Raw genomic sequence first — 23409 nt, forward strand, 5'->3', positions numbered from 1 at the left:
GTCAGGGGCGTGGTGGGGGTGCGGTGCTGCTGCGGTGGACGAGTTTGGCGGCGACGGCGACCGGTTCGTGGTGGTGCTCGCCGGAGTTGATCTCGTTGATCAGCGCGTCGACGCTCAACCGGCCGACGTCGACGAAGTTCTGGCGGATCGTGGTCAGCGGCGGCCAGAAGTGCGCCGCCTCCTCCATGTCGTCGAAACCGACCACGCTGACGTCGCCAGGCACCGCGCGGCCCCGCTCGTGGAGCGCGCGCAGCAGGCCGAGCGCCATCTGGTCGTTCGCGGCGAACACGGCGGTGACCTCGGCGTTGGCGGCCAGCTGCAGGCCCGCAACGTAGCCCGATCCCGGCGTCCAGTCGCCGTCGTACACCGGCGGCACCTCCCGGCCGTGGTCGATCAGCGTCTGCTCCCAGGACTGTCGTCGCCGGTCCGCGGCGAACGACGTCGGCGGCCCGCCGAGGTGCCACACCGTCGCGTGGCCCAGGTTCAGGAGGTGTTCCGTCGCCAGCCGGGCGCCCTGCCGCTGGTCGGTGTCGACGATCGGGAAGTCGTAGTGCGCACTCGAGTCGACCACCACGACCGGCAGCCCGTCCGGGAGCCGTACGCCGGCCTCGTCCAGGGTGTGCGCCTCGATCAGGATGATCACGCCGTCCACCGCCTGCTCGCCGAGGCGACTGAAGGCATTCGTCACCGCACTCTGGGTGACGTCCAGCACGGGAACCAGGTTGATCGCGTACCCGCGGATGGTGGCGGCGGTCGCGATCGCGTCGAGCGTGCGCGTCGTACCGAAGCTGTGCAGTTCGAAGACGATCACGCCGATGCTGCGGTACTCACCGTTCCGCAGCGCGCGGGCAGCGCTGTTCGGGCGGTAGCCGAGCTGGCGCATCGCGGCCCGCACCCGGTCCCGGGTGACCGCGTCGACGTTGAGCCGCTCGTTCGCGACCCGCGAGACCGTCTGTCCGGACACGCCGGCCACCCGCGCCACGTCCGCCATCGACGGCCCGCGTCGCCGGCGGCCCGCTGAATCCTCCCCTGTCATCGCGCCTCCTCGTTTGAGTCCGGAGTGTAGACATGTTGACGTAAACACGCTAGCGTCGCGCCGTCGATGTTGACGTCAACATCGCGTGTCGCGTCCCCACCTCGGGGCCGGAAGCGAGAGGAGGTCCCGGACAATGGCGGAGTCCGTGGCCCAGCAGCAGGTAGCGCGGGTCGGTACCACCGGCCGGCGCCGCCGGCGGGTGTTCAAGGACGGCAAGGGATGGCTGTTCGTCGGGCCGTTCCTGACCGTCTTCGCGCTCACCTTCCTGGCCCCGATCGGGTACGCGATCTACCTCAGCCTGTATCGCGATCAGGCGTTCTTCGGCGGCACGGTGTTCGTCGGGTTGGACAACTACACCGAGGCGCTGCGGGACCCGAAGTTCTGGGAGGCGTTCGGCCGGGTGGCGGTCTTCCTGGTCGTCCAGGTGCCGATCATGCTCGTCCTGGCGCTGCTCGCGGCGCTCGCGATCGACAGCGCGCGGCTGCACGCGGCGGGCTTCTTCCGGATCGTGATCTTCCTGCCGTACGCCGTACCGGGCGTGGTCGCCGTACTGATGTGGGGCTACATCTACGGCGACAACTTCGGCCTGGCCGCGAATCTCAACGACCTGCTCGGGACGACCGCGATCCAGCCGCTCAGCGGGAGCTGGATGCTGCCGTCGATCGCGAACATCGTCACCTGGGAGTTCGTCGGCTACAACATGCTGATCTTCTACTCGGCACTGCGTACGGTGCCGGGCGAGCTGTACGAGGCGGCCGCGATCGACGGCGCCGGCACGTTCCGGACGATCCTGGCGGTCAAGCTGCCCGCGCTGCGCGGCGCGATCGTGATCGCGACGATCTTCTCGATCATCGGCAGCTTCCAGCTGTTCAACGAGCCGAACATCCTGCGCACGCTCGCGCCGAACGTGATCACGACCTTCTACACGCCCAACATGTACGCCTACAACCTGTCCTTCGCCGGCCAGCAGTTCAACTACTCGGCCACGATCGCGATCGTGATGGGGATCATCACCGCGATCATCGCGTACGTCGTCCAGCTCCGCGGATCCCGGGAGTCGCTGTGAGTGCCCTGTCTTCATCCCTGCGCCCGAAGCGGTCCAAGCTGCTCACCGGCGTGATGGTGCTGTATCTGCTGTACACGATCGTTCCGCTCGCCTGGTTGTTGCTCAGCACAACCAAGACGCAGGACGACCTGCTCTCGACGCCGGGACTGTGGTTCGGGAAGAGCTTCGCGTTCTTCACCAACATCAAGGACACGCTCACCTACAACGACGGCATCTTCCTCCGCTGGCTCGGCAACACGGTGCTGTACGTCGTCGTCGGCGCGGGCGGCGCGACGCTGCTCGCCACCGCGGCCGGCTACGGACTGGCGAAGTACAAGTTCACCGGGCGCCGGGCCGTCTTCGCCGTACTGCTCGGCGCGGTCGCGGTGCCGGGTACCGCGCTCGCCGTACCGACGTTCCTGATGTTCTCCAACCTCGGGCTGACCAACACGGTGTGGGCCATCATCATCCCCTCGCTGGTGAGCCCGTTCGGGCTGTACCTGATGTGGGTCTACGCGACCGACGCCGTACCGGGAGAGCTGCTCGAGGCGGCGCGGATCGACGGCGCCGGTGAGGTCCGCACGTTCTTCACCGTCGCCCTGCGACTGCTTGCCCCGGGCATCGTCACGACGCTGCTGTTCGCGATGGTGTCGACCTGGAACAACTACTTCCTGCCGCTGATCATGCTCAGCAAACCCAACCTCTACCCACTCACGGTCGGGCTCACCCAGTGGAGCAACCAGGCGACCGGCGTGGGTGCCCGCCCCATCTACAACCTGGTGGTCACCGGATCGTTGCTGACGATCGTTCCGCTGGTGGTCGCCTTCCTCCTTCTCCAGCGGTTCTGGCAGTCCGGCCTGTCCGCCGGCTCTGTCAAATAGTTCTGGGTCAAATGAAAGGGAACAGGATGAAGTCACATCGGTGGGGGATCCGGCAGCTGGTGGTTGCCGGAGCCGCTCTCACAGCCCTCGCGGTGGTGGCCGCGTGCGGCGGCGGCTCGAAGACCGACAGCGCGAGCGGCGGTACGACGACCGGCTCGGTCGACGCGGTCGACGCCGCGCTCAAGGCGGGCGGCGAGATCACCTACTGGAGCTGGACGCCGTCGGCGCAGGCCCAGGTCACCGCGTTCATGAAGCAGTACCCGAACGTCAAGGTGAACTACGTCAACGCCGGTACCGGCAACGACCACTACACGAAGCTGCAGAACGCGATCAAGGCCGGCTCCGGTGCGCCGGACGTCGCCCAGATCGAGTACCAGGCGCTCCCCCAGTTCGCCCTGCCCGGCTCGCTCGTCGACCTGAACCAGTACGGGTTCTCGCAGTACGAGTCGGCGTACACCGCCTCGACCTGGGCCGCCGTGCACGCCGGCAGCGGCCTGTTCGGGCTGCCGCAGGACTCCGGACCGATGGCGCTGTTCTACAACAAGCAGGTCTTCGACAAGTACGGCATCGCCGTGCCGAAGACCTGGGACGAGTACGTCGCAGCCGGGAAGAAGCTGCACGCGGCGAACCCGAAGGCCTACATCACGAACGACTCCGGTGACGCCGGCTTCACCACGAGCATGATCTGGCAGGCGGGCGGCCAGCCGTTCAAGACCGACGGCAAGAACGTCACGATCAACTTGCAGGACGACGGATCCAAGAAGTGGACCGGCCTGTGGAACCAGCTCGTCGGCGGCGGCCTGGTCTCGAACATCCCGGGCTGGACCGACGAGTGGTTCAAGGCTCTCGGCGATGGCACGATCGCGACGCTGCCGACCGGTGCGTGGATGCCCGGCGTGATGGAGTCCTCGGTCAAGGCGGGCGCCGGCAAGTGGGCGGTCGCCCCGATGCCGACGTACGACGGCCAGCCGGCCACCGCGGAGAACGGCGGCAGCACCGAGTCTGTGCTCAAGCAGAGCAAGAACCCGGCCCTCGCTGCGGCGTTCGTGCGCTGGCTGAACCACGACGAGGGCGTGAAGCCGTTCCTCGCCAGCGGTGGGTTCCCGGCGACCACCGCCGACCTGAAGGACCCGGCGTTCGTCGACAAGGCGAGTGCGTACTTCGGCGGCCAGAAGATCAACCAGGTCCTTACCGAGGCGGCCGGCTCGGTCGTCAAGGGCTGGAGCTACCTGCCGTACGAGCTGTACGCGAACAGCATCTACGGCGACACCGTCGGCAAGGCGTACCAGTCGAAGTCCGACCTGAACGGAGGCCTCAAGTCCTGGCAGGACGCACTCGTGAAGTACGGCAACGAGCAGGGCTTCCAGGTCAACAGCTAGTGCTGGAACAGGTGGGTCCGACGTCGCTGTGGTCGGACCCACCTGGCTTTATACGCCGACCTTGGAAGCCAGAAGGTCGGCTACCGCGTGAACCGCGCGCAGGGTGGGCGCCTTGACGCCGGTGAGGTCGGCCAGTTCGACGACCGCCGCGAGGATGACGTCGAGTTCGAGCGGCTTGTCCTTTTCCAGGTCCTGCAGCATCGAGGTCTTGTGCTCGCCGACGCGTTCGGCGCCGTTTAGCCGTTTGTCCACGGAGATGTCCGGGTGGCAGCCGAGCGCGGCGGCGATCTCCAGCGACTCCTCCATCATCATCCGGACCATCTGCCGGGTGCCCTGATGCGTCGCGATCTCCACCATCGTCGCCCGGGCCAGCGCGCTGATCGGGTTGAACGCCGCGTTCCCGAGCAGCTTGATCCAGATGTCGTTGCGGATGTCGTCCTCGACCGGGCACTTCAGCCCGCCCGCGATCATCGCCGTACTGAAGGCCGCGCAGCGTTCCGACTGCCCGCCGCCGGGTTCGCCGATCGAGAAGCGGGTGCCTTCCAGGTGCCGTACGACGCCTGGGCCTTCGAGCTCGGTGGAGCAGTACACGACGCAGCCGATCGCGCGGTCGAGGTCGAGCACCTGGGTGACAGCGCCACCGGGGTCGACCGATTCGATCCGGCGGCCCTCGTACGGTCCTTTCAGCCCGTGGAAGTACCACCAGGGGATGCCGTTCTGCGCCGCCACCACGACCGTGCGGTCGTGCAGCAGAGGCTCGATGAGCGGGCCGGCGTTCGCGTACGAGTTCGCCTTGAGCCCGAGAAAGACATAGTCGACCGGGCCGATCGCGACCGGGTCGTCCGTGGCCGGTGTCCGGGCCGTGAAGTCACCGCGTGGGCTGAGCACCGTGACACCGTCCGACCGGATCGCTTCCAGATGCGCGCCGCGGGCGACCAGGTGGACCTCGGTCCCACCACGGTGTAGCGCCGCGCCTACGTACGCACCGATCGCACCGGCGCCGAGAACCGCAACTCTCATAAGGTCCCTGCCTTCCGGGGGGCTTGTATACCGCATACAGTAGGCTGGAGGCCGAATGCGGTCAAGATCACACTTCCCGGCAAGCGCTCGCCAAAATAGTTCGGTGCGCAGCGATGAATCGGGGCCTGCTCGCCGGTATGTACCGGCATGAATCACTCGACACAAGGAGCAGGAACCATGGGCCACGTCATCTTCACCGGATTCGTCAGCCTCGACGGCACCATCACCGACCCGGACGGCTCCGAGGGCACCCCGGCCGGCGGCTGGGCGTTCCGCCACGGCCGCGAAACCGTCGACGGCGACAAGTTCCGGCTCGGCGAACTCATGGACACCGGCGTACTGCTGCTCGGCCGGACCACCTGGGAGATCTTCAGCCGGCTCTGGCCGAACCGCACCGACGACTTCTCGACCCGGATGAACAAGATGGCCAAGGTGGTCGTGTCGCACTCGCTGACCGACCTGTCGGCCTTCCCCAACTCCACCCTGCTGGAGGGCTCGCTCACGGACTATGTGCGGAACGAGTCGCGGACCATTGCGGTCACCGGCAGCCTCGGTGTGATCCGGGAGCTGCAGGCAGCCGACCTGGTCGACGAGTACCGGCTGATGACCTTCCCGTCGATCGTCGGCAGCGGCGAGAAGCTGTTCGGTCCGTCCGACACACCCGCTCACTTCCAGCTCGCCTCGGTCATCCGGACCGGCGCGGCATCGCTGGCGACGTACGTGCGGCCCTAGCAAGATGAGGCGGTCAGGTGGCCGGGTATGCCGGACGAGTACGACGTACGGCGTGGCGAGGGGTGGCTGACGGCTCATCCAGCGTGCTAGGGTTTTGGCTCGATAGCAGTTTTGCAGTTCCACGTTCGTGTCGAAGCGCCCGCGGATTTGTGATCCGCCGGGCGTTTTGTCGTATCAGGAGAAAATCATGGCTTTGGGAACAGTGAAGTGGTTCAACGGCGAGAAGGGCTTCGGCTTCATCTCCCAGGAGGACGGCGGCGCCGACGTATTCGTGCACTACTCGGCGATTCAGACGCAGGGCTTCCGCTCCCTGGACGAGAACCAGCGGGTTGAGTTCGAGATCGCGCAGGGCCCGAAGGGCCTGCAGGCGGAGAACGTCCGCCCGGTCTGATTCTGTAAGCGGCAGACCCGGTTCACGCCGGGTCTGCCGTGTTCCACAGGTACTCGCCGTCTTCCAGTACGTCGGTGCGAGCGAGACCTATCGCGGCGGCGACAGCGGCCGATGCGGTGTGGTCCGGATGTACGTGCGCGATGATCCGGCCGATTCTCTGAGCCCGTAGCCAGGTGACCAGTCCCTGGGCGGCCTCCTTCGCGAAACCGCGGCCCTGCCAAGCGCTGCCGATCACCCACGCGATCTCCGCCGTACCGGCGATGACGGTCGCCTGGACGTATCCGATCAGCGTGTCGTCGTACTTGATCACCCAGTTGAGCCACTGCTCGTCCGGACGTCCCGGACCGGCCAGTTGGCGGCGGTAGCGTGCCTCCAGAGCCACTACGGACGGCGGTTCGCCTCCCGTGAAAGTGTAGAGGGCCGGGTCGGACAGCACCTCTGCCATCGGTTCGGCGTACTCGACCTCGAGCGGCAGCAGCGTCAGGCGGTCCGTGGCGATCACCCGCGCAACGGTAACCCCATTTGCCAGACCGGCAACGTGAGGTGGGCTGCGTCGGCGGCGGGGACCAGACTGTCGTCATGATCGAGATCGATTGGGCTGGAGAGGCCGGCCGGCTGCGCGCGTCGGCGGAGGGCGAGACCGACTGGAACGCGGCAGTGGCTCGCAGTCTGGTGCGGGACGGCGACAGGGTCGTCGCGGACGTCGGCTGCGGCGGTGGCGGGATGGCCAAGGCGCTCGCTGAGGCGTTGCCCGGTGCGACGGTGGTGGCGATCGACGCGGACCCCGACGTACTGGAGCAGGCACGCGAGCATACAGCCGGTCTGGTGCGGTGCGAGCTGGCGTCGATGGACGACGGGGCGGAGCCGTTGCGTCGGGCAATCGGCGCTCCGGCCGACCTGATCTGGGCATCGGCCTCCGTTCACCACGCTGCCGACCAGCAGGCCGCGGTGGAGGCGCTCGCCTCGCTGCTCGCGCCCGGTGGGCGGCTGGCGCTCGCGGAAGGCGGCCTGCCCGCGCGACACCTGCCATGGGATCTCGGAATCGGCGAGCCCGGGCTGGAGCTGCGGCTCGACCTGGCGCAGGACCGGTGGTTCAAGGTGATGCGGGAGTCGCTGCCAGGATCGGTGCCCATGCCGTACGGGTGGACCGAGGCGCTGACCCGGGCCGGGCTGACCGAGGCGACCACGCGGAGCGTGCTGACCGAGACGCCGCCGCCGTTGCCGCCGGAGCGGCTCGAAGCCGTCGTACGCGCGTTCCAGACGCGGATCGAGCGACTCACCGGGGCCGGCGAGGGACACGGCCATGGTCACGGGCAGTCGCACGGGCATGGTCACGGTCATGTTGTTCCGGACCAGGAATGGTTGACTTCGGAGGATCTGGACACCTGGCGGCAGCTGCTGGACCCGGACGGACCGCACTACCTCGGGCGGCGTTCCGACCTCGCCGTACTGTCCGTCCGCAGCATCCACCTGGGGCACGCGCCGCGCTGACAGGGCACGCCGTCACCGCACTGTCGGCCCGTCACCGTAAGGTGGGTCCTCATGAACGACCGGCTGGTGTGGATCGACTGCGAGATGACCGGCCTCGACCTGGCGAACGACGCCCTGATCGAGGTTGCGGTTCTGGTCACCGACTACGAACTGAACGTGCTCGGTGACGGGATCGACCTGGTGATCGCGCCGCCACCGGCCGCGCTCGACCAGATGGGCGACTTCGTCCGCGACATGCACACCGCATCCGGACTGCTCGAAGAGCTCGCCAGCGGCATCCCGCTCGCCGACGCCGAGGAGCAGGTGCTCGACTTCATCACGTCGTACGTCAAAGAGCCGCGCAAGGCCGCCCTCGCCGGCAACTCGGTCGGCACCGACCGCACCTTCCTCGTCCGCGACATGCCCCGCGTCGAATCCCACCTGCACTACCGCAACGTCGACGTCAGCTCGATCAAAGAGCTGGTACGGCGCTGGTACCCGCGCGTGTACTACGCGACGCCGGCCAAGACCGGCAACCACCGCGCCCTCGCCGACATCACCGAAAGCATCTCCGAACTGCGGTACTACCGGGAAACCGTCTTCGTACCCCAGCCCGGCCCCGACTCCAGCACCGCCCGGGCCGCCGCCAACCTCGTCGCAGCACCCACCGAAGACAGCACAACCGGCGCCTGACCTGCGGATCCGCCCTCGATTTCAGGTCCGGACAGTTCGTCGCTATGATTGCTCAGCCGTCGCGCTTCAGACGGCAATGGTGGGTGTAGCTCAGCTGGTAGAGCACCTGGTTGTGGTCCAGGTGGTCGCGGGTTCGAGTCCCGTCACTCACCCGATGGCCGGCCATGCCTGCGGAGAGCGCAGGTTTGGTCGGCTTCGTCATTTGTGCGGCTGCGCTTCGCTTGCCGCGGGCGGGGGCTCCGCCACCCGCACCCCCTTTTGCCTTCGCTTCGCTCGGCTTCCGTGGCTGGGTTGGGCGGTTCGCTCGGCTTCGGTGGTTCGGTTCGTCTGTTGGTGATTGCCCTCGTGGGAGGATGTGCTGGTGAAGTTGAGTGGGAGCGCTTGGTTTGGGTATGGCGTTGTGGTGCTGGTGACGTTTGTGGTGGGGGTTTTGGCGTTCTCGGTTTGGGTTCTTTCGAAAGTGTTCTGAGTTGGGTGTGATCTGACCGCCTCCTCAGTGCGTCTCTTGTGGCAGAGGCCTACAGGAGGTGTGGATGGGTACGACTGAGGACTTCGAGGAGTTTGCGCGGGTGCAGATACCGCGGCTGTACCGGACTGCTTGGTTGCTGGCTGGGGATCGGCATCATGCTGAGGATCTGGTGCAGGAGACGTTGGCGAATCTGCTCAAGGTTTGGCAGCGGATCGATAGTCCTGCGGCTTATGCGCGGACTGTTCTGGTGCGGACGTTTGTGTCGCAGCGGCGGCGTCGTAGTTGGTCTGAGCGGCCTACTGCTGAGGTGCCGGAGAGTGCGGAGCGGGTTGGGGATCCGGAGTTGCGGATGGCTTTGCAGAGTGCTTTGGCGGAGCTGGCGCCGTTGGATCGGGCCGTGTTGGTGCTGCGGTTCTTCGAAGATCGCAGCGTCGAGCAGGTGGCGCTCGATCTTGGCAAGAAGACCAGTGCGATCACTACTCGCACTGCCCGCGCCTTGGACCGTCTGCGGGCGGTTCTGGGTGAGGGTGCCGACCAGTTGATCGCGCTCTGAACTGAGGAGAACCATGAACACCCAACTCACCGATTTGATGCACCGCGCCACCGAGAACCTCGAGCCCGTCACACCAGATCTGCTCGAACGCAGCGTTGCGCAGGGGCTGCGGCTGCGCCGCCGGCGTACGGCGATCGCCACGGCGTCCGGTGCTGGGGCCGTGCTGGCTACCGCGGGGCTGATCGCCGGCGGGATTCATCTGGCCGGCTCCCCCACGAACGCCGCCGTCGCCGGCTCGCCCGTGCCGATCGCCAAACCCTCGGTCAAGACCACTCCGACGGCCAAGCCTGTTGCGGTGAACCCCAAGCAGACGCTGGCGACGCTCAAGACGCTGGTCGCGGCGCCCGGCCGGACCTTCTCGAACCCCGAGACGTGGGGCGGTGGCGACTACGCCGGTGCGGCGTACGTCGTCAACGACGGTCACGGCGCCGCCCGGGTCGACGTACTGCTCTCCGGCGGCGGCGAGGGAAACCCGTGCGTGCCCAAGCGCGCGGGGTGCAGCACCCTGCCTGACGGGTCGGTCCTGTACGCCTCCAAGGAGTCGCCTGAGTACACCGACGGCCGCCAGGCGGAGTACGGCGTCGTCAGCAACTACGTGGTCCTGTTCCGTCGCGACGGCCGCAACATCAACGTGACCAGCTACAACACCCCGGCGGAGAAGGGCAAGCAACACACCCGCCCCAAGCCGCTCCTCTCGGTCGAGGACCTCTCGACCCTCGCCAAGAGCAAGGCCTGGAAGCTCCCCCCGGTCTCCCCCTCCAAGGTCACGAAGTAGAGGTGGAGTGAGCCCATCGCGTCGCCTCGTTGGAGGACGCGATGGGCTCGCTACTTCGCTGCGAGTACGCCGTGGGTTACCAGTTCGACGCCGATTGCCAGGGTGAGGAAGCCGATGATGCGGCTGAGGGCGCCCAGGCCCGTGGGGCCGAGCTTGTCGACCAGCGGCGTACCGAAGCGCAGCAGGGCCGCGACGAGAGCGGCCATCACGACCGACGCCACGATCACGCTCAGCCGGTTGGTGATCCCGGGGTGCCGTGCGGTCAGAGCGATCACCACGCCGATCGCGCCCGGTCCGGCGATCAACGGCAGCGCCATCGGCGAGAACGACACGTCCGGCTTGATCGCCCCGTGCGTCTTCTCGTCCTCGGTCAGGGTCTCCCGGGCCACGATCATCCCGAAGCCGGAGTGCGCGACGACCAGACCGCCGGCGATCTGCAACGCGGGTAAACCGATCCCCAGGCCTTCCAGCACGAGCGTGCCGAGCAGGGCGAAAACGGTCAGGATCGCCAGGACGTAGACGCCGGTCATCACCGCCTGGCGTTTCATCGCGGCGCGGTCGACGCCGTCCGTCAGGCCTGCGAAGGTGGCCAGCGCGCCGATCGGGTTCATGATCGGCAACAATGCAGCCAACGCCGAAACCGCAACGTGTACGGGCTCCACGGTCGGGAGCGTACACGGCTCAGAGAGGACCTGCCGTGCGCCACGAGGTGACCGCCGCCGACACCGCACTCGCCGTGGGCAGCGGCGACGTCGAGGTCCTCGCGACTCCCCGCTTGATCACCTGGCTGGAGTACACGACCGCCCAGCTCGCCCTGGGCGCGCTCGATCCCGGCCAGACCTCGGTCGGTACGTCGGTTCGCATCCGACACCGGCTGCCGACCCGGGTCGGCGACACCGTGGACATCGCCGCGGACGGCCCTGAGGTGGACGGTCGCCACCTGCGCTTCCAGGTCCGCGCCACCAACTCGGCCGGCCAACTGATCGCGGACGGCGAGCTCGAGCGCGTCGTGGTCGACCGCGAACGCTTCCTCGCGAACCTGCCCTAGATGGGCCGTTCGACGTACCAAGAGGGAAGTTTGCCGGGCTGGAGACTGGTTGCGTCGCCGGGACGGGAGAGAGTGAGGATCGCCTGCTGGATCTCCGGGCGGGCGTTCAGCGCGTCCTCGATCGCGTAGAGGCGGGCGGCGACCTCGGACTCGACGTCGTTGCCGACGACGTCGACCGCGGCGACCAGGAAGATCCGGTCGGCGCCGACCCACTCCATGTGCAGGAAGCTGATCCGCTCGATGTCCTGGTGCGCGAGCAGCGCGCGGAGTACCCGGTTCCGGGCCAGCGGCGTCACCGCCTCACCGGTCAGGAAGTCCATGTTCCGGCTGATCAGGAACAGCGCGACACAGCCGAGCAGGATCCCGACCACGATCGAGCCGATCGCGTCCCAGACCGCGTTGCCGGTCAGTTGATGCAGCAGGATCGCGAGGGCCGCGATCAGGATTCCGATCAGCGCGGACAGGTCCTCGACGAACACCGCCCGGAGCACCGGGTTCGACGTCAGCCGCACATACCGCCACGGGCGCAGCATCCGCTCCAGCGCACCGGCCTTGGTCTGCCGCAGCGCCTGCGTGAACGAGATCCCCTCGAGGACGAACGAGACCCCGAGCACGGCGTACGCCCAGCCGTACGACGTACCTTCGGCCTCACCGTGCTGCAGCGACTGGATGCCGTGCCACACCGAGACCGCGGCGCCGACCGTGAACAGCCCGAACGCGGCGAACATCGACCAGATGTACCCGACCCGCCCGTACCCGAGCGGATGCGACTGGTCGGCCGGCTTCCGCGCCCGCCGCTCCCCCACCAGCAGGAACACCTCGTTGCCGGTGTCGGCCCAGGAGTGCGCCGCCTCCGCCGTCATCGAGGCAGACCCGGTGATCACCGCGACCACCGTCTTGGCGAGTGCGATCAACAGGTTCGCGGCGAGCGCGACCAGCACTGTCAGGAGGCTCTCGCCACCGGACGTGTCGTCCTCCGAGCTGCTCACAGTCAGACCTTACTCAGCTGACTGCGCGGATGATGCGCTGTTCGATCGCGCGTGCCACGGCCGCTGCCCTGTTGTCCACCTCCAGCTTCGAGTAGATGTGCGCCAGGTGGGACTTGATCGTCGCCTCACTGACATAGAGCTTCTTGGCCAGGTCGCGGTTCGACTTGCCGGTGGCGAGCAGGCCGAGGATCTCCACCTCGCGCTCGGTGAGCGTCGGGCCGGAGCGTCGTACCAGTCGTGCGGCGACGGCCGGGGCCAGCACTGTTTCGCCGCGGGCGGTGCCGCGGATCGCGCGGAAGAGATCCTCCGGCGGCGCGTCCTTCAGCAGGTAGCCGGAGGCCCCCGCGTCGATCGCGCTCATGATGTCGGCCTCGGTGTCGTACGTCGTCAGCACCAGCACGTACGGCGGTTCGGCCAGGGCGCGCAGGCGCGCGGTGACCTCGGCCCCGCCGGCTCCGGCGCCGAGGTTGAGGTCCATCAGTACGACGTCCGGGTGCAGGGCCGCGACGAGTTGCTCCGCGCTGTGCGCATCGGACGCCTCGCCGACGACGGTCAGGTCTTCCTGCCCTTCGAGCAGCGCCCGGACGCCAGCGCGCACCACGGGATGATCGTCCACCAGAGCCACCCTGATCACGGGCGGTCCGATGCCGTTGGCGGTGCCATCGTTGGCGGTGACATCGTTGATAGGGGGATCGATGCGGCCAGCGCCGTACCGTCTCCCGGTTCACTCTCCAGCACCAGCGTTCCTCCCAGTTGTCTCAGTCGTTCGCGGATTCCGGCCAGTCCATGGCCGCGGTCGGAATCGATCTTGACATGAGATCGCGGAAGGCCTCGGCCGTTATCCACAACGTCGAGAACCGCCGCGTCCGGGTGGTAGGTGAGCGTGACCACGGCCGCTTTCGCGTGCGCGTGTTCGAGGACATTGGCGAGTGCGCCGCGGGCTGTGCGGAGCAGTGCTGTCTCCACCTCCGAGTCGAGCGTGACCGGCGTTCCGTGCACCTGCACGCTGACGTTGAGGTCGGCGTGGGCCGCCAAACGCTCACAGGTCTTGCGGAGTGCTTCCGGTAGACCAGCAGCGAGCTCAGCGGGCGCCAGGTCGCGGACCACTCTCCTGGCCTCGTCCAGTCCGTCGCGTGCAGTGGCGGCTGCCTGGGCTGCGTGCTCGCGTGCGGCGGCCGGTCTGTCGTCCCACTCGCGTTCTGCGGCTTGGAGCAGCAGGTTGATGCTCGACAGGCCTTGCGCCACGCTGTCGTGGATCTCCCGCGACAGCCGCGCCCGCTCGGCTATGACGCCGGCCTGGTGCTGTGCGTCGGCCAGATCGCCTTGTGCTGCGTGCAGCTCGTCCAGCAGCGCCTGTCTGGCTAGTGCGTCCCGCTCCAGCGCCCGATAGGCGCCTACGGCAAGCACTGCGACGCACACCGGTCCCAGCACGATGGTCGGGTCCAGTCGGTCGGTCATCCGGGTCCATTGCACCACGGTGACCACCACCATGCCCGCAACGACCAGACAGGCCGGCCGGAACGACAGGATGCGCAGGGCAACAAAAGACAGCGGCACCGCGCACCAGGCGAACGACGGCGCCAGAAGCACCAGCACACACCACTCCAGGACCAGCAACGCCAGCCAGACCCGACTGGGCAGCACTCGGTAGGCGGCGTACGTCGCCAGCAGCACGACTGCGCCGACCAGCACCCACGGTCCACGGTCGTCGAACCCGTGACCGGTGAGGTACCGGATCGCCGACGCCAGCACGAGAACCACCAGTGCCGCGTGCAGTGCGGTCACCAGCCGGGTCGCGTGACTCAGGATCGACGGGGTGTGTGCAGTAGACATGTTCAGTTGATCGTAGGCCGCGCAGACCCGGTTCCGAATCATCCGTTCGGCTATCGATTGGTAGCCGAACACCCGTCGTACGGCGAGCCCGGCGGACAGAGGCTGGAGGCAGCTCGAAATCCACCGACCGTTGAGGGGTCCAGATGTCTGTCCGTTCGCTGTCCGCCACTCTCGCGCTGTCCGCCACCCTGCTCGGCGCCGGGGCTTCGACGGCCTTCGCCGCCCGGCCGACCACTTACGAGCTGCCCGGTGACGCCGGCGGCTCGAAGTTCGAGGGCATCGGATACGACGCGCGTACCAAGAACTACTACGTGTCCGAGACCACCGGCGGTGAGATCCACCGCGGCCGGCTCCGCAGCGGCGACGCCGTCGAGTGGCAGAAGGGCGACGGCACCGACGGCCGCTGGACGGCCCGCGGCGTGAACGTCGACTCCCAGGGCCGGGTGTACGTCGCCGGCGGGCCGAACGGGATCGACCACCCGGGGGCGCCGGACCTGTGGGTCTACGACCGCGACGGGCGGCTGCTCGCCGCACTGCGGACCGGTGTGCCGAACGCGTTCCTGAACGATCTGGTGATCGGGCCGGACGGCGCGGCGTACTTCACCAACTCGAACGCCCCACAGATCTTCCGGATCGCCGAGCAGCACGGCCGGTGGACCGTCACGACCTGGGCCGACGCGACCGGGACCATCGAGACGGCGACCGGCTTCAACCTCGGCGGGATCGTGCTCTCGCCGGATCGCAGGGCGCTGGTCGTGGCCCAGGGCAACGTCGGCAAGCTGTGGCGGTTCGACCTGCGGACGGCGAAGGTCACCGCGATCGACACCGCCGGTGCGGATCTCGTGAACGCCGACGGCCTCGTCCAGCAGGGCAACAGGCTCTGGGTCGTGCGCAACTTCTCCAAGGTGCTGAGCACGCTGCGCCTGTCTGCCGACGGCCCGACCGCACGGCTGGTGTCCGCGACACCGACCGATCCGGACCGGGTACTGACCACCGCGAAGCTCGCCCAGGGCCGGCTGCTGGTGGTCGACAGCAAGTTCGACGAGGCGACCGCGGTCCCGCCGTACCAGGTCATCACCCTCGACCCGCGCCGATGAAGCGCCGTCCGATCGCCGTGGTCGCCGTCCTGCTGATGGCGGTGACCACCGCGTGTTCCACTGAGGCCAGCAGCGCACCAACTGCATCACCTACTAGCTCGCCCTCCAGGAGCACCGCCGTGCCGTCCACCCTCGACAGTCAGCTGATCGCCGCCGCCTGGAAGAACGACGTGGCCGAGGCCAAGCGCCTGATCACCGCGGATGCGAACGTCAACGCGGTCAACGACACCGTCCAGAGCGCGTTCCTGATCGCCGCGAGCGAGGGCTACCTCGAGCTCCTCGACCTGACCCTCGCTCACGGCGCCGACGTCCGCAGCCTCGACAGCTACGACGGTACGGCGCTGATCCGGGCGGCCGAGCGTGGTCACGCCGCCGTGGTCGGCCGGCTGCTCAAAGCCGGCGTAGCGGTCAATCACGTCAACAACCTCGGCTGGACCGCCCTGCACGAGGCAGTCATCTTGGGCAAAGGCACACCGGCCTACGTCGACACGGTCCGGCTCCTGATCGCCGGCGGGGCCGACCGCACGAAGCCGGCGGTCAACGACGGCGCCACACCGGTGCAGGCCGCGAAGGATCGCGGCCAGACAGCGGTCAGCGCCGTACTCGACACAGCCGGTGAGCTCCGTGACACCCGCGCCGCGACCGAAGCACTGCTGGCCGCGTCCACCTCGGGCGACGCCAACAAGGTCGCCGCAGCATTGGCTGCCGGTGCACCGATCGAGTCACGCGACGACCACCGCCGTACGGCGTTGTTGCTGGCCTCGCTCAATGACCGGGTCGAGGTGGCCAGGCTGCTCGTCGCGCTCGGTGCCGACCCCGATGCACAGGACGACCGGCAGGACTCTGCCTGGTTGGTCACCGGCGTCACCGGGAGCGTGGCGATGCTGGAGACCCTGCTGCCCGCGAAACCGGACCTGACGCTGCGGAACCGCTTTGGTGGCATTTCGGTCATCCCGGCCAGCGAGCGCGGCCACGTCGACTACGTCCGGCGGGTCGTGAAGACGAAGATCAACGTCAACCACGTCAACAACCTCGGCTGGACGGCTCTGCTCGAGGCGATCATCCTCGGCAAGGGCACGCAGCAGTGGCAGGACATCGTCAAGATCCTCGTCGACGCCGGTGCCAACCCCAACCTGGCCGACGCCGAGGGCGTCAGCCCGCTCCGGCACGCCGAGTCCCGCGCCTACGACGAGATCGCCAAGACTCTCCGCGCGGCCGGGGCGCCTTAGGAATCGCGCGGAGCAGGCGCCGTCTCGCCGGGTGGCCTCTTCAGTCGCGGGTGAGGCAGCGGGATGGGAGTTCGAACCAGCGGAGGTGGTCGAAGTCGGTGTTGACGTGCCCCTCGGGATCGCTGCTGTCCTGCGGACAGGTGGACAGCAGGTCGCGGGCCTCGGCGAGGTAGTCATCGAGGGCGGACTCGGGAGCCGTGTGGTCGTGGCGCGGATACCTGAGCTTGCCGTCGGCGTCGTACCCGACCTGGGAGAGCCGCATCGGCGGCTCCACCGGGCCGCGGTGGTGCCGCCACAGACCGTTCGCCGGGTCGAACCGGTAGTCGCCGAGCAGCCGCCACCCCTCACGGGCGACGAGCTTGACGGCCTCGACGACGTACGTGAACACGGCGTCCGAGATGAAGTAGTTGAAGTTGACCCGCACCCACCCGGGCTTGATCCCCTCACAGCCGTGCAGGATCTCCTCCTCGAACTCGTGCGACCGGTCGAGGTCGATCCCGAGCAGGATGTGACCGTACGGCCCCGCACACGAGCAGCCGCCGCGGGACTGGATGCCGAACAGATCGTTCAGCAGCGCGACCACGAAGTTGTGGTGCAGGTACCGCCCCGACGGCGCCTTGACCACGAACGACACGATCGACAGCCGCTCGGCGTCCAGGTTGCCGAGGATCTGCAGGTTCGGCTCCGCCCTCCACGCCTCGACCGCGCGCCGCAGGTACGCGTCCTCGTGCGCTCGGATCACGTCGATCCCGACCGCCTGCTTCAGCTGGAACGCCAACCCGGCGCGGATCGACCCGATGATCGCCGGCGTCCCGCCCTCCTCGCGATGCACCGGGTCGTCCAGGTACCGGTGCTCGAGCGGATTCACATACGCGACGGTGCCCCCACCCGGTACGTCGGGCACCCGGTTGCGGAGCAGCTCACGGCGCGCAACGAGTACGCCAGGCGTCCCCGGGCCGCCGATCAACTTGTGCGGGCTGAGGAAGATCGCGTCCTTGTACGACAACGGGTCCTGGTCGCGTCCGCCGTACATCTCGATCTCGACGTACGGCGCGGCCGCGGCGCAGTCCCAGAACGACAGCGCGCCGTACCGATGCAGCAGAGCGGAGACGCGCTGCGTGTTGCTGACGATGCCGGTGACGTTGCTCGCCGCCGAGAACGAGCCGATCTTCAGCGGCCGGTCGACGTACTCGCGCAGTCTCGCCTCGAGCTGGTCGATGTCGATATGACCGTCCGTGTCCTGGGAGATCACCACGACATCGGCGATCGACTCGCGCCAGGGCAGCTCGTTCGAGTGGTGCTCGTACGGGCCGATGAAGACGACCGGTCGCTGCTCCAGCGGGATCTGGTCGGTCAGGTGATACGTGTCGTCGAGCTCGGCCGGGATCCGCAGGCCCATGATCCCGATCAGCTTGTCGATCGCCCCGGTCGCGCCGGAGCCGCAGAAGATCACCGCGGTCTCGTCGTCGCCGCCCACGCTGTTGTGGATGATGCGCCGGGCGTCCTCCCGCAGCCGGGTCGTCTGCAGGCCGGTCCCGCTCGACTCGGTGTGAGTGTTCGCGTACCGCGGGAGAACCTCCTCGCGGATGAAGTCCTCCAGGAAGGTCAGGGCCCGCCCAGAGGCGGTGTAGTCGGCGTACGTGACGCGGCGCGGACCGTACGGCCCGGGCATCACCTGGTCGTCACCGATCACCGACGCCCGGATCCGCCGCAGCAACGGCGACTCCGGCGGCATCCCGGCTGGTTCCCCCTCGGTGTTCATGTCTCAGAGTATGGCCAGGAAGTGATCTGCGTCTCGTCCTGACTGCATGCCCTCTGGATAGGGTCGGTGCCAGTCGACGGCGAGGAGTGGGGATGACGTTTTCCAGCGAGCTGTGGGACCGCGGGGCCGCCTCCGTGTACGACGAGATCGTCCGGCACCCGTTCATCATCGGGCTCACCGACGGCACCCTCGACCACGACGCGTTCCGGTACTTCATCGTCCAGGACAGCCACTACCTGCGCGCGTACTCGCGGGCGCTCAGCCTGATCGCCGGCCGCGCACTCGACGAGGACGCCGTCAGCATGTTCGCGCTGCACGCCGCGAACGCGATAGCAGTCGAGCGGGAGCTGCACACCTCGTTGCTGGCGTCACTGGGGCTGACAGCGGAGGACGTGGACGCGGCCGGCTCCGGTCCGACCACCACGGCGTACATGTCCTATCTGACGGCTGTGTGCGCTACGGGTACGTACGCCGAGGCAGTGGCCGCCGTACTGCCTTGCTACTGGATCTACCGGGACGTGGGGCGTGAGCTGCTCAAACGGTCGTCACCGGACCCGGCGTACCGGAAGTGGATCGAGACGTACGGCTCCGAGGAGTTCGACGCAGTTGTCGAGTCCGTGCTCGCCGTCACGGACGGGCTGGACGTAGGAGCCGCGGAGCGGGAACGATGTCACCAGCACTTTGCCATGACGTGCCGCTACGAATGGATGTTCTGGGACGCCGCGTACCGCAAGCTCGATTGGCCGGTGGGATGAAGGACTTCTACGACGTCGTCATAGTCGGTGGTGGGCACAACGGGCTCGTCGCTGCCGCGTACCTGGCCCAGTCCGGGCTCTCCACACTGATCCTGGAGCAGCAGTCGCACACCGGCGGCGCAGCAGTCAGCGAGCGCGTGTTCCCAGGTGTTGACGCGCGGCTGTCGCGCTACTCGTACCTGGTCAGTCTGCTGCCCGACAAGGTCGCCGCCGACCTGGGCCTTAACCTGGAGCTCCGGTCCCGCGCAGTCGCGTCGTACACACCGGTACGCCGCTCTGGACGCGACGTCGGCCTGATGGTCGAGCGGCCGGAAGGCGCTGGCACCAGGGACTCGTTCCGTGCACTCACCGGGAGTGACGCGGAGTACGAAGCCTGGACGGACTTCTACGGCTCTGTCGCCTCGCTAGCCGCTGCTGTCGCTCCCACTCTGCTGGAGCCGCTCCAGCCGGCGGCTGACCTCCGCTCCCGTGTGGACAGCGCACTGTGGGACGAGGTGATCGAGCGGCCGCTCGGCGAGACCATCGAGCGACGCTTCAGCGACGACACCGTCCGTGGGGTCGTCGCGACGGACGGCGTCATCGGAACGTTCGCCGGGCTGCACGACGAGTCACTGATCCAGAACAGGTGTTTCCTGTACCACCTGATCGGCAACGGCACCGGCGAGTGGCGGGTACCGGTCGGCGGCATGGGCGCGGTCACTGACGCACTGGCCGCTGCTGCGCGGCGTGCTGGTGCGGCACTGGTCACCGACGCCGCAGTCACCGCGGTCGAAGTAGACGGGACCCGTGGATCGGTCACCTGGCTCGGTGGTGACGGTGAGCGATCCGTCGACTGCTCCTGGGTGCTGTCGAACGTCGCGCCGTCGACACTGGCAGCGCTGCGTGGTCAGACGGGTGTCGAGAAGCCGGAGGGGTCGCAGCTCAAGATCAACCTGCTGCTGCGTCACCTGCCGGCGTTGAAGTCCGGTGACGACCCGGCGCGGGCGTTCGCGGGTACCTTCCACATCGACGAGGACTACAGCCAGCTCGAGACGGCGTACCGATCCGCCGCGAGCGGCGAACTGCCCGCCGTACCGCCGTCCGAGGTGTACTGCCACTCGCTGACCGACCCATCGATCCTCTCCCCCGATCTGGTTGCCTCCGGCCACCACACCCTGACCGTCTTCGGCGTGCACTTCCCCGCCCGTTTATTTGCCTCCGACAACGATTCGGCGCGTGCTCTCGCCACCGCGCGCGTCCTGGCCGGCCTCGAGTCGTATCTCGCCGAGCCGCTCGAGGACTGCATCGCCCGGGACGCCGACGGCAACCTGTGTATCGAGGCCAAGACGCCGTACGACATCGAGGAATCCGTCGGCATGCCCGGCGGCCACATCTTCCACGGCGACCTCCAGTGGCCCTGGGCCACCGACCCCTCCGACGCCGGCCGCTGGGGCACCGAAACCGACGTCCCCAACCTCCTGATCTGCGGCTCCGGCGCCCGCCGCGGCGGCGCCGTCTCCGGCCTCGGCGGCCACAACGCCGCCATGACCATCCTCACCCGCTAACCGATTTCGCATCTCCCCGATCCCCCTGCTACGATCCTCTTCGTTCGAAAGCAACACCAAGCGCCGCTAGCTCAATTGGCAGAGCAGCTGACTCTTAATCAGCGGGTTCGGGGTTCGAGTCCCTGGCGGCGCACAAAAGCCCAGGTCACCAAGGTGCCCTGGGTTTCTTCATGCCGGTAGGTCATCTCTTACCCATCTCATTGCTGTGACCGACCGCGCGCCAGACTCTGTCCACGACTCTTCAGGTCGCTGTCCGAGCCTCTGTCCGCTCGTTACTGTGCGTCACATCACACTGGTTCGCAGCGTTGCCGACTTCTCCGATTCGGCGCCGCGGTCAGCGTTGAGCTTCCAACTGCCACCCAGGTTGGAGGCTTGACATGTCGAGACCACCGCTACCCATCGGAACGTGGGGAAGCATCTCCACCAAGGTCATCAAGACAGACAAGAACGGCAAGCCCGTCAAACATCAGTCGCAGACCAAGTTTCGCGACCACGACGGTCACGTCCGCCAAGTCAGCGCGGTCGGCACAAGCAAGACTGGTGCCGAGAACGCCCTGAAGAAGAAGCTCCAGGACCGGGCGAGGACCAACCAGTCCGGCGAACTGACCGCGATGCACAAGGTCAACCACCTCCTCGAGGTCTGGGAGAAGCGGTTCGGGAGCCTCGTCGCCGACGGCACACGCTCCCCGACCTCACTCGATACCTACCGGCGAGCCCTCAAGAATCACGTCCGCCCCGCCTTCGGCGCGGCGTTGAGTCGATATCCCCGGCGTCGGGCGGATTCCAGCCAACGTTGCCAGCGATCTCCGGCGATCGAACCCGACTGCTCATGCCAAGCGTGATATCACTGCGGGCGAGTCGACCCGAGGGAAGTGATCGCCCGAGCGGTGAGATCGGGGTTGTCGCACATCGGGAAGTGGTATCCCCTGGGGACGATGACTCTCGTCAGCCCAGGACGGCGACCTTGCCATTGGTGCTGGAAGAAGAAGTAGTCGCCGAGTTGACCGAAGACCGTGGTGAGCGGTTTGCTGCGCAGCCCTGCGACGGCCTTCTCGGCCGCGGCCGGCACGTGGTGGTTGTGCGCCGCGTCGCGAAAGAGGCGATGGAAGAAGCGACGCGCGGACCGGTCACGGAGGCCCGCGCGCCAGGCGCGTTTCGTGGCACGGTCCCAGTGGCGTCCCACGCCGAAACGGGTCGCGCTTGCGTTGGGCAACAGTCCTGTCCAGGCGTCGAGTTCGCGCATCAGCGACGTACCGAAGAAGCGTAGTGCCGGTGGGAGCATCAGGCCACGTGGCCGCCAACCGAAGGTGTTGACAGCGACCAGTCCGCGCACCCGGTCAAGCCGAGTGCTCGCCGCTGCCAGTGTGGCAAGTCCGCCGAGATCGTGGACGACGAGAGTCACATCGGTATCGATCTCGTCCAGTACTGCACCGATCGCGGTCGCCGCGGTGTCGAGATTCTGCTCCCGCGCGGCGACGCGGTCGGACAGACCCGTGCCAGGGACATCGAGGGTGATGCACCTGTAGTCATCCGACAGCCGGCTGATCAGGTCGCGCCAGATCAGCGACCACAGGCCCACGTGCACCAGCAGGAGGACCGGCTTGTCGCCGCCAGTGTCGGTGTAGACGACGCGGTGGCCGCTGCACATGAGCGTCTTGAGGGGATAGGGCCAGACCTGCTCAGGCAACCAGCCGGGCCGGACACGTGATGTAGTTGTCTCCATGCCCCGTAAGGACGTTCAGATGCTCCAGAGTGTGACCGGCCGTTCGCGACGTCACATTCCGCCGCGCTGACCCGTCCTTGATGTCATGACTGCTGTAGAAGAGGCATGGGCGCAACACCGAGGCCGCGTGCTCGACGTCTCCTACCGCATGCTCGGCACTCTCACCGACGCCGAAGATGCGGTCCAAGAGACCTATGTCCGCCTGGTCCGCAACGGAGTCGACGGGCTCGACGACATCGCGGGGTGGCTGATCACCGTCGCCGGCCGGGTATGCCTCGACAAGTTGCGCGCCGACACTGTGCGCAAGAGGTACCTCGGACCGTGGCTCCCCTCCCCCGTCCTCGAGCCGCGCAGCACCGCTCTGGACCCGGCTGAACGGGTGACGCTGGACGACTCAGTGCGGTTCGCGCTACTCGCCGTGATGGAGCAACTCACCCCCGCTGAGCGTGTCGCGTTCGTGCTGCACGACGTCTTCGGGCTCGCTTTCGAAGACGTCGCCGCCGTCACCGGAAGGAGTCCTGCCGCCGCGCGCAAGCTCGCCTCGCGAGCCCGAGCCACGATCCGCAACGACCCCGAGCCGCGGTTCACCGTCGACGCCGCGCTGGCCCGTAGGGTCGCTGCCCACTTCGCCGCCGCGTGCGCGACAGGCGACCTCGAAGGGCTTGTCGCCGTACTCGACCCCGACGTCCTCGGCGAGTTCGACTCCGGCGGACGCGTCCCCGGCGCCCCCCTAGGCCCACTCGTCGGAAGTCAACTTGTCGCGATGACACTGGTCCATTCGCTGTCAGACGCGGGAGCAGCCTTCGACGTCACGGACGTGAACGGCGACCCCGGCGTCGCGGTCTCCCTCCATAGCCGAGTCATGACCGTCATCACGCTCGAGACCGACGGCTCGGTCGTCAAGGTGATCCGAGCCATCGGAAACCCCGACAAGCTCGCCCACCTCAATCGACACACTCTCGACTGAGCCCGCCCGGCCCGGCAA

Annotated in this window: 25 protein-coding genes and 2 tRNA genes; 18 read left to right on the top strand and 9 right to left on the bottom strand. The window is 67.6% G+C overall.

Annotated elements, in window-relative coordinates; genetic code table 11:
• Window position 1 precedes the first annotated feature (1 nt).
• Window positions 2-1036 (bottom strand): LacI family DNA-binding transcriptional regulator, encoded by a 1035-nt coding sequence (locus tag ACLJOO_RS19555; protein ID WP_410788601.1) that lies wholly within the window; start codon window positions 1034-1036, stop codon window positions 2-4.
• Window positions 1037-1169: 133 nt separating this feature from the next.
• On the opposite strand from ACLJOO_RS19555, the gene ACLJOO_RS19560 reads away from it, so the two are divergent.
• The 3 genes from ACLJOO_RS19560 to ACLJOO_RS19570 are packed head-to-tail and all read left to right on the top strand — an operon-like array spanning window position 1170 to window position 4341.
• Entirely contained in the window at window positions 1170-2102 is a 933-nt protein-coding gene (locus ACLJOO_RS19560; RefSeq protein ID WP_410788602.1) for a carbohydrate ABC transporter permease, read from the top strand.
• Window positions 2099-2962: a carbohydrate ABC transporter permease gene (locus ACLJOO_RS19565; RefSeq protein WP_410788603.1), complete on the top strand. Its 864-nt coding sequence runs from the start codon at window positions 2099-2101 to the stop codon at window positions 2960-2962. The genes ACLJOO_RS19560 and ACLJOO_RS19565 overlap by 4 nt, the downstream gene beginning before the upstream one ends.
• 26 nt (window positions 2963-2988) lie before the next feature.
• Window positions 2989-4341, top strand: coding sequence for an ABC transporter substrate-binding protein (locus tag ACLJOO_RS19570; protein ID WP_410788604.1), 1353 nt, complete (start codon window positions 2989-2991; stop codon window positions 4339-4341).
• A 48-nt stretch (window positions 4342-4389) separates the two neighbouring features.
• Here the strand turns inward: ACLJOO_RS19570 and ACLJOO_RS19575 are convergent, their stop codons facing one another.
• Entirely contained in the window at window positions 4390-5361 is a 972-nt protein-coding gene (locus tag ACLJOO_RS19575; RefSeq protein WP_410788605.1) for a 2-dehydropantoate 2-reductase, read from the bottom strand.
• Window positions 5362-5538: 177 nt separating this feature from the next.
• Here ACLJOO_RS19575 and ACLJOO_RS19580 point away from each other — a divergent pair, with 177 nt between their 5' ends.
• A complete protein-coding gene (locus ACLJOO_RS19580) occupies window positions 5539-6093 on the top strand; it encodes a dihydrofolate reductase family protein (protein WP_410788606.1) in 555 nt (184 codons plus the stop codon).
• A 187-nt stretch (window positions 6094-6280) separates the two neighbouring features.
• Window positions 6281-6484 carry a cold-shock protein gene (locus ACLJOO_RS19585; RefSeq protein ID WP_130381366.1) on the top strand — a complete coding sequence of 68 codons (204 nt, stop codon included), beginning with the start codon at window positions 6281-6283 and terminating at the stop codon, window positions 6482-6484.
• Between the two features lie 22 nt (window positions 6485-6506).
• Here ACLJOO_RS19585 and ACLJOO_RS19590 read toward each other — a convergent pair whose 3' ends face one another.
• Entirely contained in the window at window positions 6507-6986 is a 480-nt protein-coding gene (locus ACLJOO_RS19590; RefSeq protein ID WP_410788607.1) for a GNAT family N-acetyltransferase, read from the bottom strand.
• A gap of 77 nt (window positions 6987-7063) precedes the next feature.
• On the opposite strand from ACLJOO_RS19590, the gene ACLJOO_RS19595 reads away from it, so the two are divergent.
• The 5 genes from ACLJOO_RS19595 to ACLJOO_RS19615 all read left to right on the top strand — a co-directional run bounded on the left by ACLJOO_RS19595 (window position 7064) and on the right by ACLJOO_RS19615 (window position 10444).
• Window positions 7064-7975 (top strand): class I SAM-dependent methyltransferase, encoded by a 912-nt coding sequence (locus ACLJOO_RS19595; RefSeq protein ID WP_410788608.1) that lies wholly within the window; start codon window positions 7064-7066, stop codon window positions 7973-7975.
• A gap of 51 nt (window positions 7976-8026) precedes the next feature.
• Entirely contained in the window at window positions 8027-8647 is a 621-nt protein-coding gene (orn, locus tag ACLJOO_RS19600) for an oligoribonuclease (RefSeq protein ID WP_410788609.1), read from the top strand.
• Between the two features lie 79 nt (window positions 8648-8726).
• Window positions 8727-8799: transfer RNA gene (locus ACLJOO_RS19605), tRNA-His, on the top strand.
• 381 nt (window positions 8800-9180) lie between these two features.
• Complete coding sequence (locus tag ACLJOO_RS19610) at window positions 9181-9669, top strand: SigE family RNA polymerase sigma factor (protein ID WP_410788610.1); 489 nt, start codon at window positions 9181-9183, stop codon at window positions 9667-9669.
• Window positions 9670-9682: 13 nt separating this feature from the next.
• Entirely contained in the window at window positions 9683-10444 is a 762-nt protein-coding gene (locus tag ACLJOO_RS19615) for a hypothetical protein (RefSeq protein ID WP_410788611.1), read from the top strand.
• A gap of 50 nt (window positions 10445-10494) precedes the next feature.
• On the opposite strand, the gene ACLJOO_RS19620 is transcribed toward ACLJOO_RS19615, so the two are convergent.
• Window positions 10495-11106 carry a MarC family protein gene (locus tag ACLJOO_RS19620; protein WP_410788612.1) on the bottom strand — a complete coding sequence of 204 codons (612 nt, stop codon included), beginning with the start codon at window positions 11104-11106 and terminating at the stop codon, window positions 10495-10497.
• A 35-nt stretch (window positions 11107-11141) separates the two neighbouring features.
• Between ACLJOO_RS19620 and ACLJOO_RS19625 the strand changes: the two genes are divergently transcribed.
• Window positions 11142-11492 carry a thioesterase family protein gene (locus ACLJOO_RS19625; RefSeq protein WP_410788613.1) on the top strand — a complete coding sequence of 117 codons (351 nt, stop codon included), beginning with the start codon at window positions 11142-11144 and terminating at the stop codon, window positions 11490-11492.
• On the opposite strand, the gene ACLJOO_RS19630 is transcribed toward ACLJOO_RS19625, so the two are convergent.
• The 3 genes from ACLJOO_RS19630 to ACLJOO_RS19640 are packed head-to-tail and all read right to left on the bottom strand — an operon-like array spanning window position 11489 to window position 14314.
• A complete protein-coding gene (locus ACLJOO_RS19630) occupies window positions 11489-12481 on the bottom strand; it encodes a cation diffusion facilitator family transporter (RefSeq protein WP_410788614.1) in 993 nt (330 codons plus the stop codon). The genes ACLJOO_RS19625 and ACLJOO_RS19630 overlap by 4 nt on opposite strands.
• Before the next feature lie 13 nt (window positions 12482-12494).
• Window positions 12495-13115 (bottom strand): response regulator, encoded by a 621-nt coding sequence (locus tag ACLJOO_RS19635; protein WP_410788615.1) that lies wholly within the window; start codon window positions 13113-13115, stop codon window positions 12495-12497.
• Window positions 13112-14314 carry a sensor histidine kinase gene (locus ACLJOO_RS19640; RefSeq protein ID WP_410788616.1) on the bottom strand — a complete coding sequence of 401 codons (1203 nt, stop codon included), beginning with the start codon at window positions 14312-14314 and terminating at the stop codon, window positions 13112-13114. The genes ACLJOO_RS19635 and ACLJOO_RS19640 overlap by 4 nt, the downstream gene beginning before the upstream one ends.
• Window positions 14315-14457: 143 nt before the next feature.
• On the opposite strand from ACLJOO_RS19640, the gene ACLJOO_RS19645 reads away from it, so the two are divergent.
• Together ACLJOO_RS19645 and ACLJOO_RS19650 are read left to right on the top strand one after the other, a co-directional pair.
• Entirely contained in the window at window positions 14458-15411 is a 954-nt protein-coding gene (locus ACLJOO_RS19645) for an SMP-30/gluconolactonase/LRE family protein (protein WP_410788617.1), read from the top strand.
• Window positions 15412-15530: 119 nt separating this feature from the next.
• The gene (locus tag ACLJOO_RS19650; protein WP_410788618.1) at window positions 15531-16640 is read left to right on the top strand and encodes an ankyrin repeat domain-containing protein; all 1110 of its coding nucleotides are present in this window, start codon (window positions 15531-15533) and stop codon (window positions 16638-16640) included.
• A gap of 40 nt (window positions 16641-16680) precedes the next feature.
• Here the strand turns inward: ACLJOO_RS19650 and ACLJOO_RS19655 are convergent, their stop codons facing one another.
• Window positions 16681-18402 carry an aminotransferase class V-fold PLP-dependent enzyme gene (locus tag ACLJOO_RS19655; protein ID WP_410788619.1) on the bottom strand — a complete coding sequence of 574 codons (1722 nt, stop codon included), beginning with the start codon at window positions 18400-18402 and terminating at the stop codon, window positions 16681-16683.
• A 92-nt stretch (window positions 18403-18494) separates the two neighbouring features.
• Between ACLJOO_RS19655 and tenA the strand changes: the two genes are divergently transcribed.
• The 4 genes from tenA (at window position 18495) to ACLJOO_RS19675 (ending at window position 21543) form a co-directional block, all read left to right on the top strand.
• Entirely contained in the window at window positions 18495-19157 is a 663-nt protein-coding gene (gene tenA / locus ACLJOO_RS19660; RefSeq protein WP_410788620.1) for a thiaminase II, read from the top strand.
• Window positions 19154-20701 (top strand): phytoene desaturase family protein, encoded by a 1548-nt coding sequence (locus ACLJOO_RS19665; protein ID WP_410788621.1) that lies wholly within the window; start codon window positions 19154-19156, stop codon window positions 20699-20701. The genes tenA and ACLJOO_RS19665 overlap by 4 nt, the downstream gene beginning before the upstream one ends.
• A gap of 60 nt (window positions 20702-20761) precedes the next feature.
• Window positions 20762-20834, top strand: a tRNA-Lys gene (locus tag ACLJOO_RS19670).
• 244 nt (window positions 20835-21078) lie between these two features.
• Window positions 21079-21543 (top strand): hypothetical protein, encoded by a 465-nt coding sequence (locus tag ACLJOO_RS19675; RefSeq protein WP_410788622.1) that lies wholly within the window; start codon window positions 21079-21081, stop codon window positions 21541-21543.
• Between the two features lie 2 nt (window positions 21544-21545).
• Here the strand turns inward: ACLJOO_RS19675 and ACLJOO_RS19680 are convergent, their stop codons facing one another.
• Entirely contained in the window at window positions 21546-22424 is an 879-nt protein-coding gene (locus ACLJOO_RS19680) for an alpha/beta fold hydrolase (protein WP_410788623.1), read from the bottom strand.
• 85 nt (window positions 22425-22509) lie between these two features.
• Between ACLJOO_RS19680 and ACLJOO_RS19685 the strand changes: the two genes are divergently transcribed.
• Window positions 22510-23391, top strand: coding sequence for a sigma-70 family RNA polymerase sigma factor (locus ACLJOO_RS19685; RefSeq protein ID WP_410788624.1), 882 nt, complete (start codon window positions 22510-22512; stop codon window positions 23389-23391).
• Window positions 23392-23409 lie beyond the last annotated feature (18 nt).

The sequence above is a fragment of the Kribbella sp. C-35 genome (genome assembly GCF_046549195.1).
Classification (GTDB): Bacteria; Actinomycetota; Actinomycetes; order Propionibacteriales; family Kribbellaceae; genus Kribbella.

What these genes read in the sequence shown, in the direction of transcription:
- ACLJOO_RS19555 (WP_410788601.1), bottom strand. Translation starts at nt 1,036, where the DNA reads ATGACAGGGGAGGATTCAGCGGGCCGCCGGCGACGCGGGCCGTCGATG.
- ACLJOO_RS19560 (WP_410788602.1), top strand. Translation starts at nt 1,170, where the DNA reads ATGGCGGAGTCCGTGGCCCAGCAGCAGGTAGCGCGGGTCGGTACCACC.
- ACLJOO_RS19570 (WP_410788604.1), top strand. Translation starts at nt 2,989, where the DNA reads ATGAAGTCACATCGGTGGGGGATCCGGCAGCTGGTGGTTGCCGGAGCC.
- ACLJOO_RS19575 (WP_410788605.1), bottom strand. Translation starts at nt 5,361, where the DNA reads ATGAGAGTTGCGGTTCTCGGCGCCGGTGCGATCGGTGCGTACGTAGGC.
- ACLJOO_RS19580 (WP_410788606.1), top strand. Translation starts at nt 5,539, where the DNA reads ATGGGCCACGTCATCTTCACCGGATTCGTCAGCCTCGACGGCACCATC.
- ACLJOO_RS19585 (WP_130381366.1), top strand. Translation starts at nt 6,281, where the DNA reads ATGGCTTTGGGAACAGTGAAGTGGTTCAACGGCGAGAAGGGCTTCGGC.
- ACLJOO_RS19595 (WP_410788608.1), top strand. Translation starts at nt 7,064, where the DNA reads ATGATCGAGATCGATTGGGCTGGAGAGGCCGGCCGGCTGCGCGCGTCG.
- orn (WP_410788609.1), top strand. Translation starts at nt 8,027, where the DNA reads ATGAACGACCGGCTGGTGTGGATCGACTGCGAGATGACCGGCCTCGAC.
- ACLJOO_RS19610 (WP_410788610.1), top strand. Translation starts at nt 9,181, where the DNA reads ATGGGTACGACTGAGGACTTCGAGGAGTTTGCGCGGGTGCAGATACCG.
- ACLJOO_RS19615 (WP_410788611.1), top strand. Translation starts at nt 9,683, where the DNA reads ATGAACACCCAACTCACCGATTTGATGCACCGCGCCACCGAGAACCTC.
- ACLJOO_RS19640 (WP_410788616.1), bottom strand. Translation starts at nt 14,314, where the DNA reads ATGTCTACTGCACACACCCCGTCGATCCTGAGTCACGCGACCCGGCTG.
- ACLJOO_RS19645 (WP_410788617.1), top strand. Translation starts at nt 14,458, where the DNA reads ATGTCTGTCCGTTCGCTGTCCGCCACTCTCGCGCTGTCCGCCACCCTG.
- ACLJOO_RS19655 (WP_410788619.1), bottom strand. Translation starts at nt 18,402, where the DNA reads ATGAACACCGAGGGGGAACCAGCCGGGATGCCGCCGGAGTCGCCGTTG.
- tenA (WP_410788620.1), top strand. Translation starts at nt 18,495, where the DNA reads ATGACGTTTTCCAGCGAGCTGTGGGACCGCGGGGCCGCCTCCGTGTAC.
- ACLJOO_RS19665 (WP_410788621.1), top strand. Translation starts at nt 19,154, where the DNA reads ATGAAGGACTTCTACGACGTCGTCATAGTCGGTGGTGGGCACAACGGG.
- ACLJOO_RS19675 (WP_410788622.1), top strand. Translation starts at nt 21,079, where the DNA reads ATGTCGAGACCACCGCTACCCATCGGAACGTGGGGAAGCATCTCCACC.
- ACLJOO_RS19680 (WP_410788623.1), bottom strand. Translation starts at nt 22,424, where the DNA reads ATGGAGACAACTACATCACGTGTCCGGCCCGGCTGGTTGCCTGAGCAG.
- ACLJOO_RS19685 (WP_410788624.1), top strand. Translation starts at nt 22,510, where the DNA reads ATGACTGCTGTAGAAGAGGCATGGGCGCAACACCGAGGCCGCGTGCTC.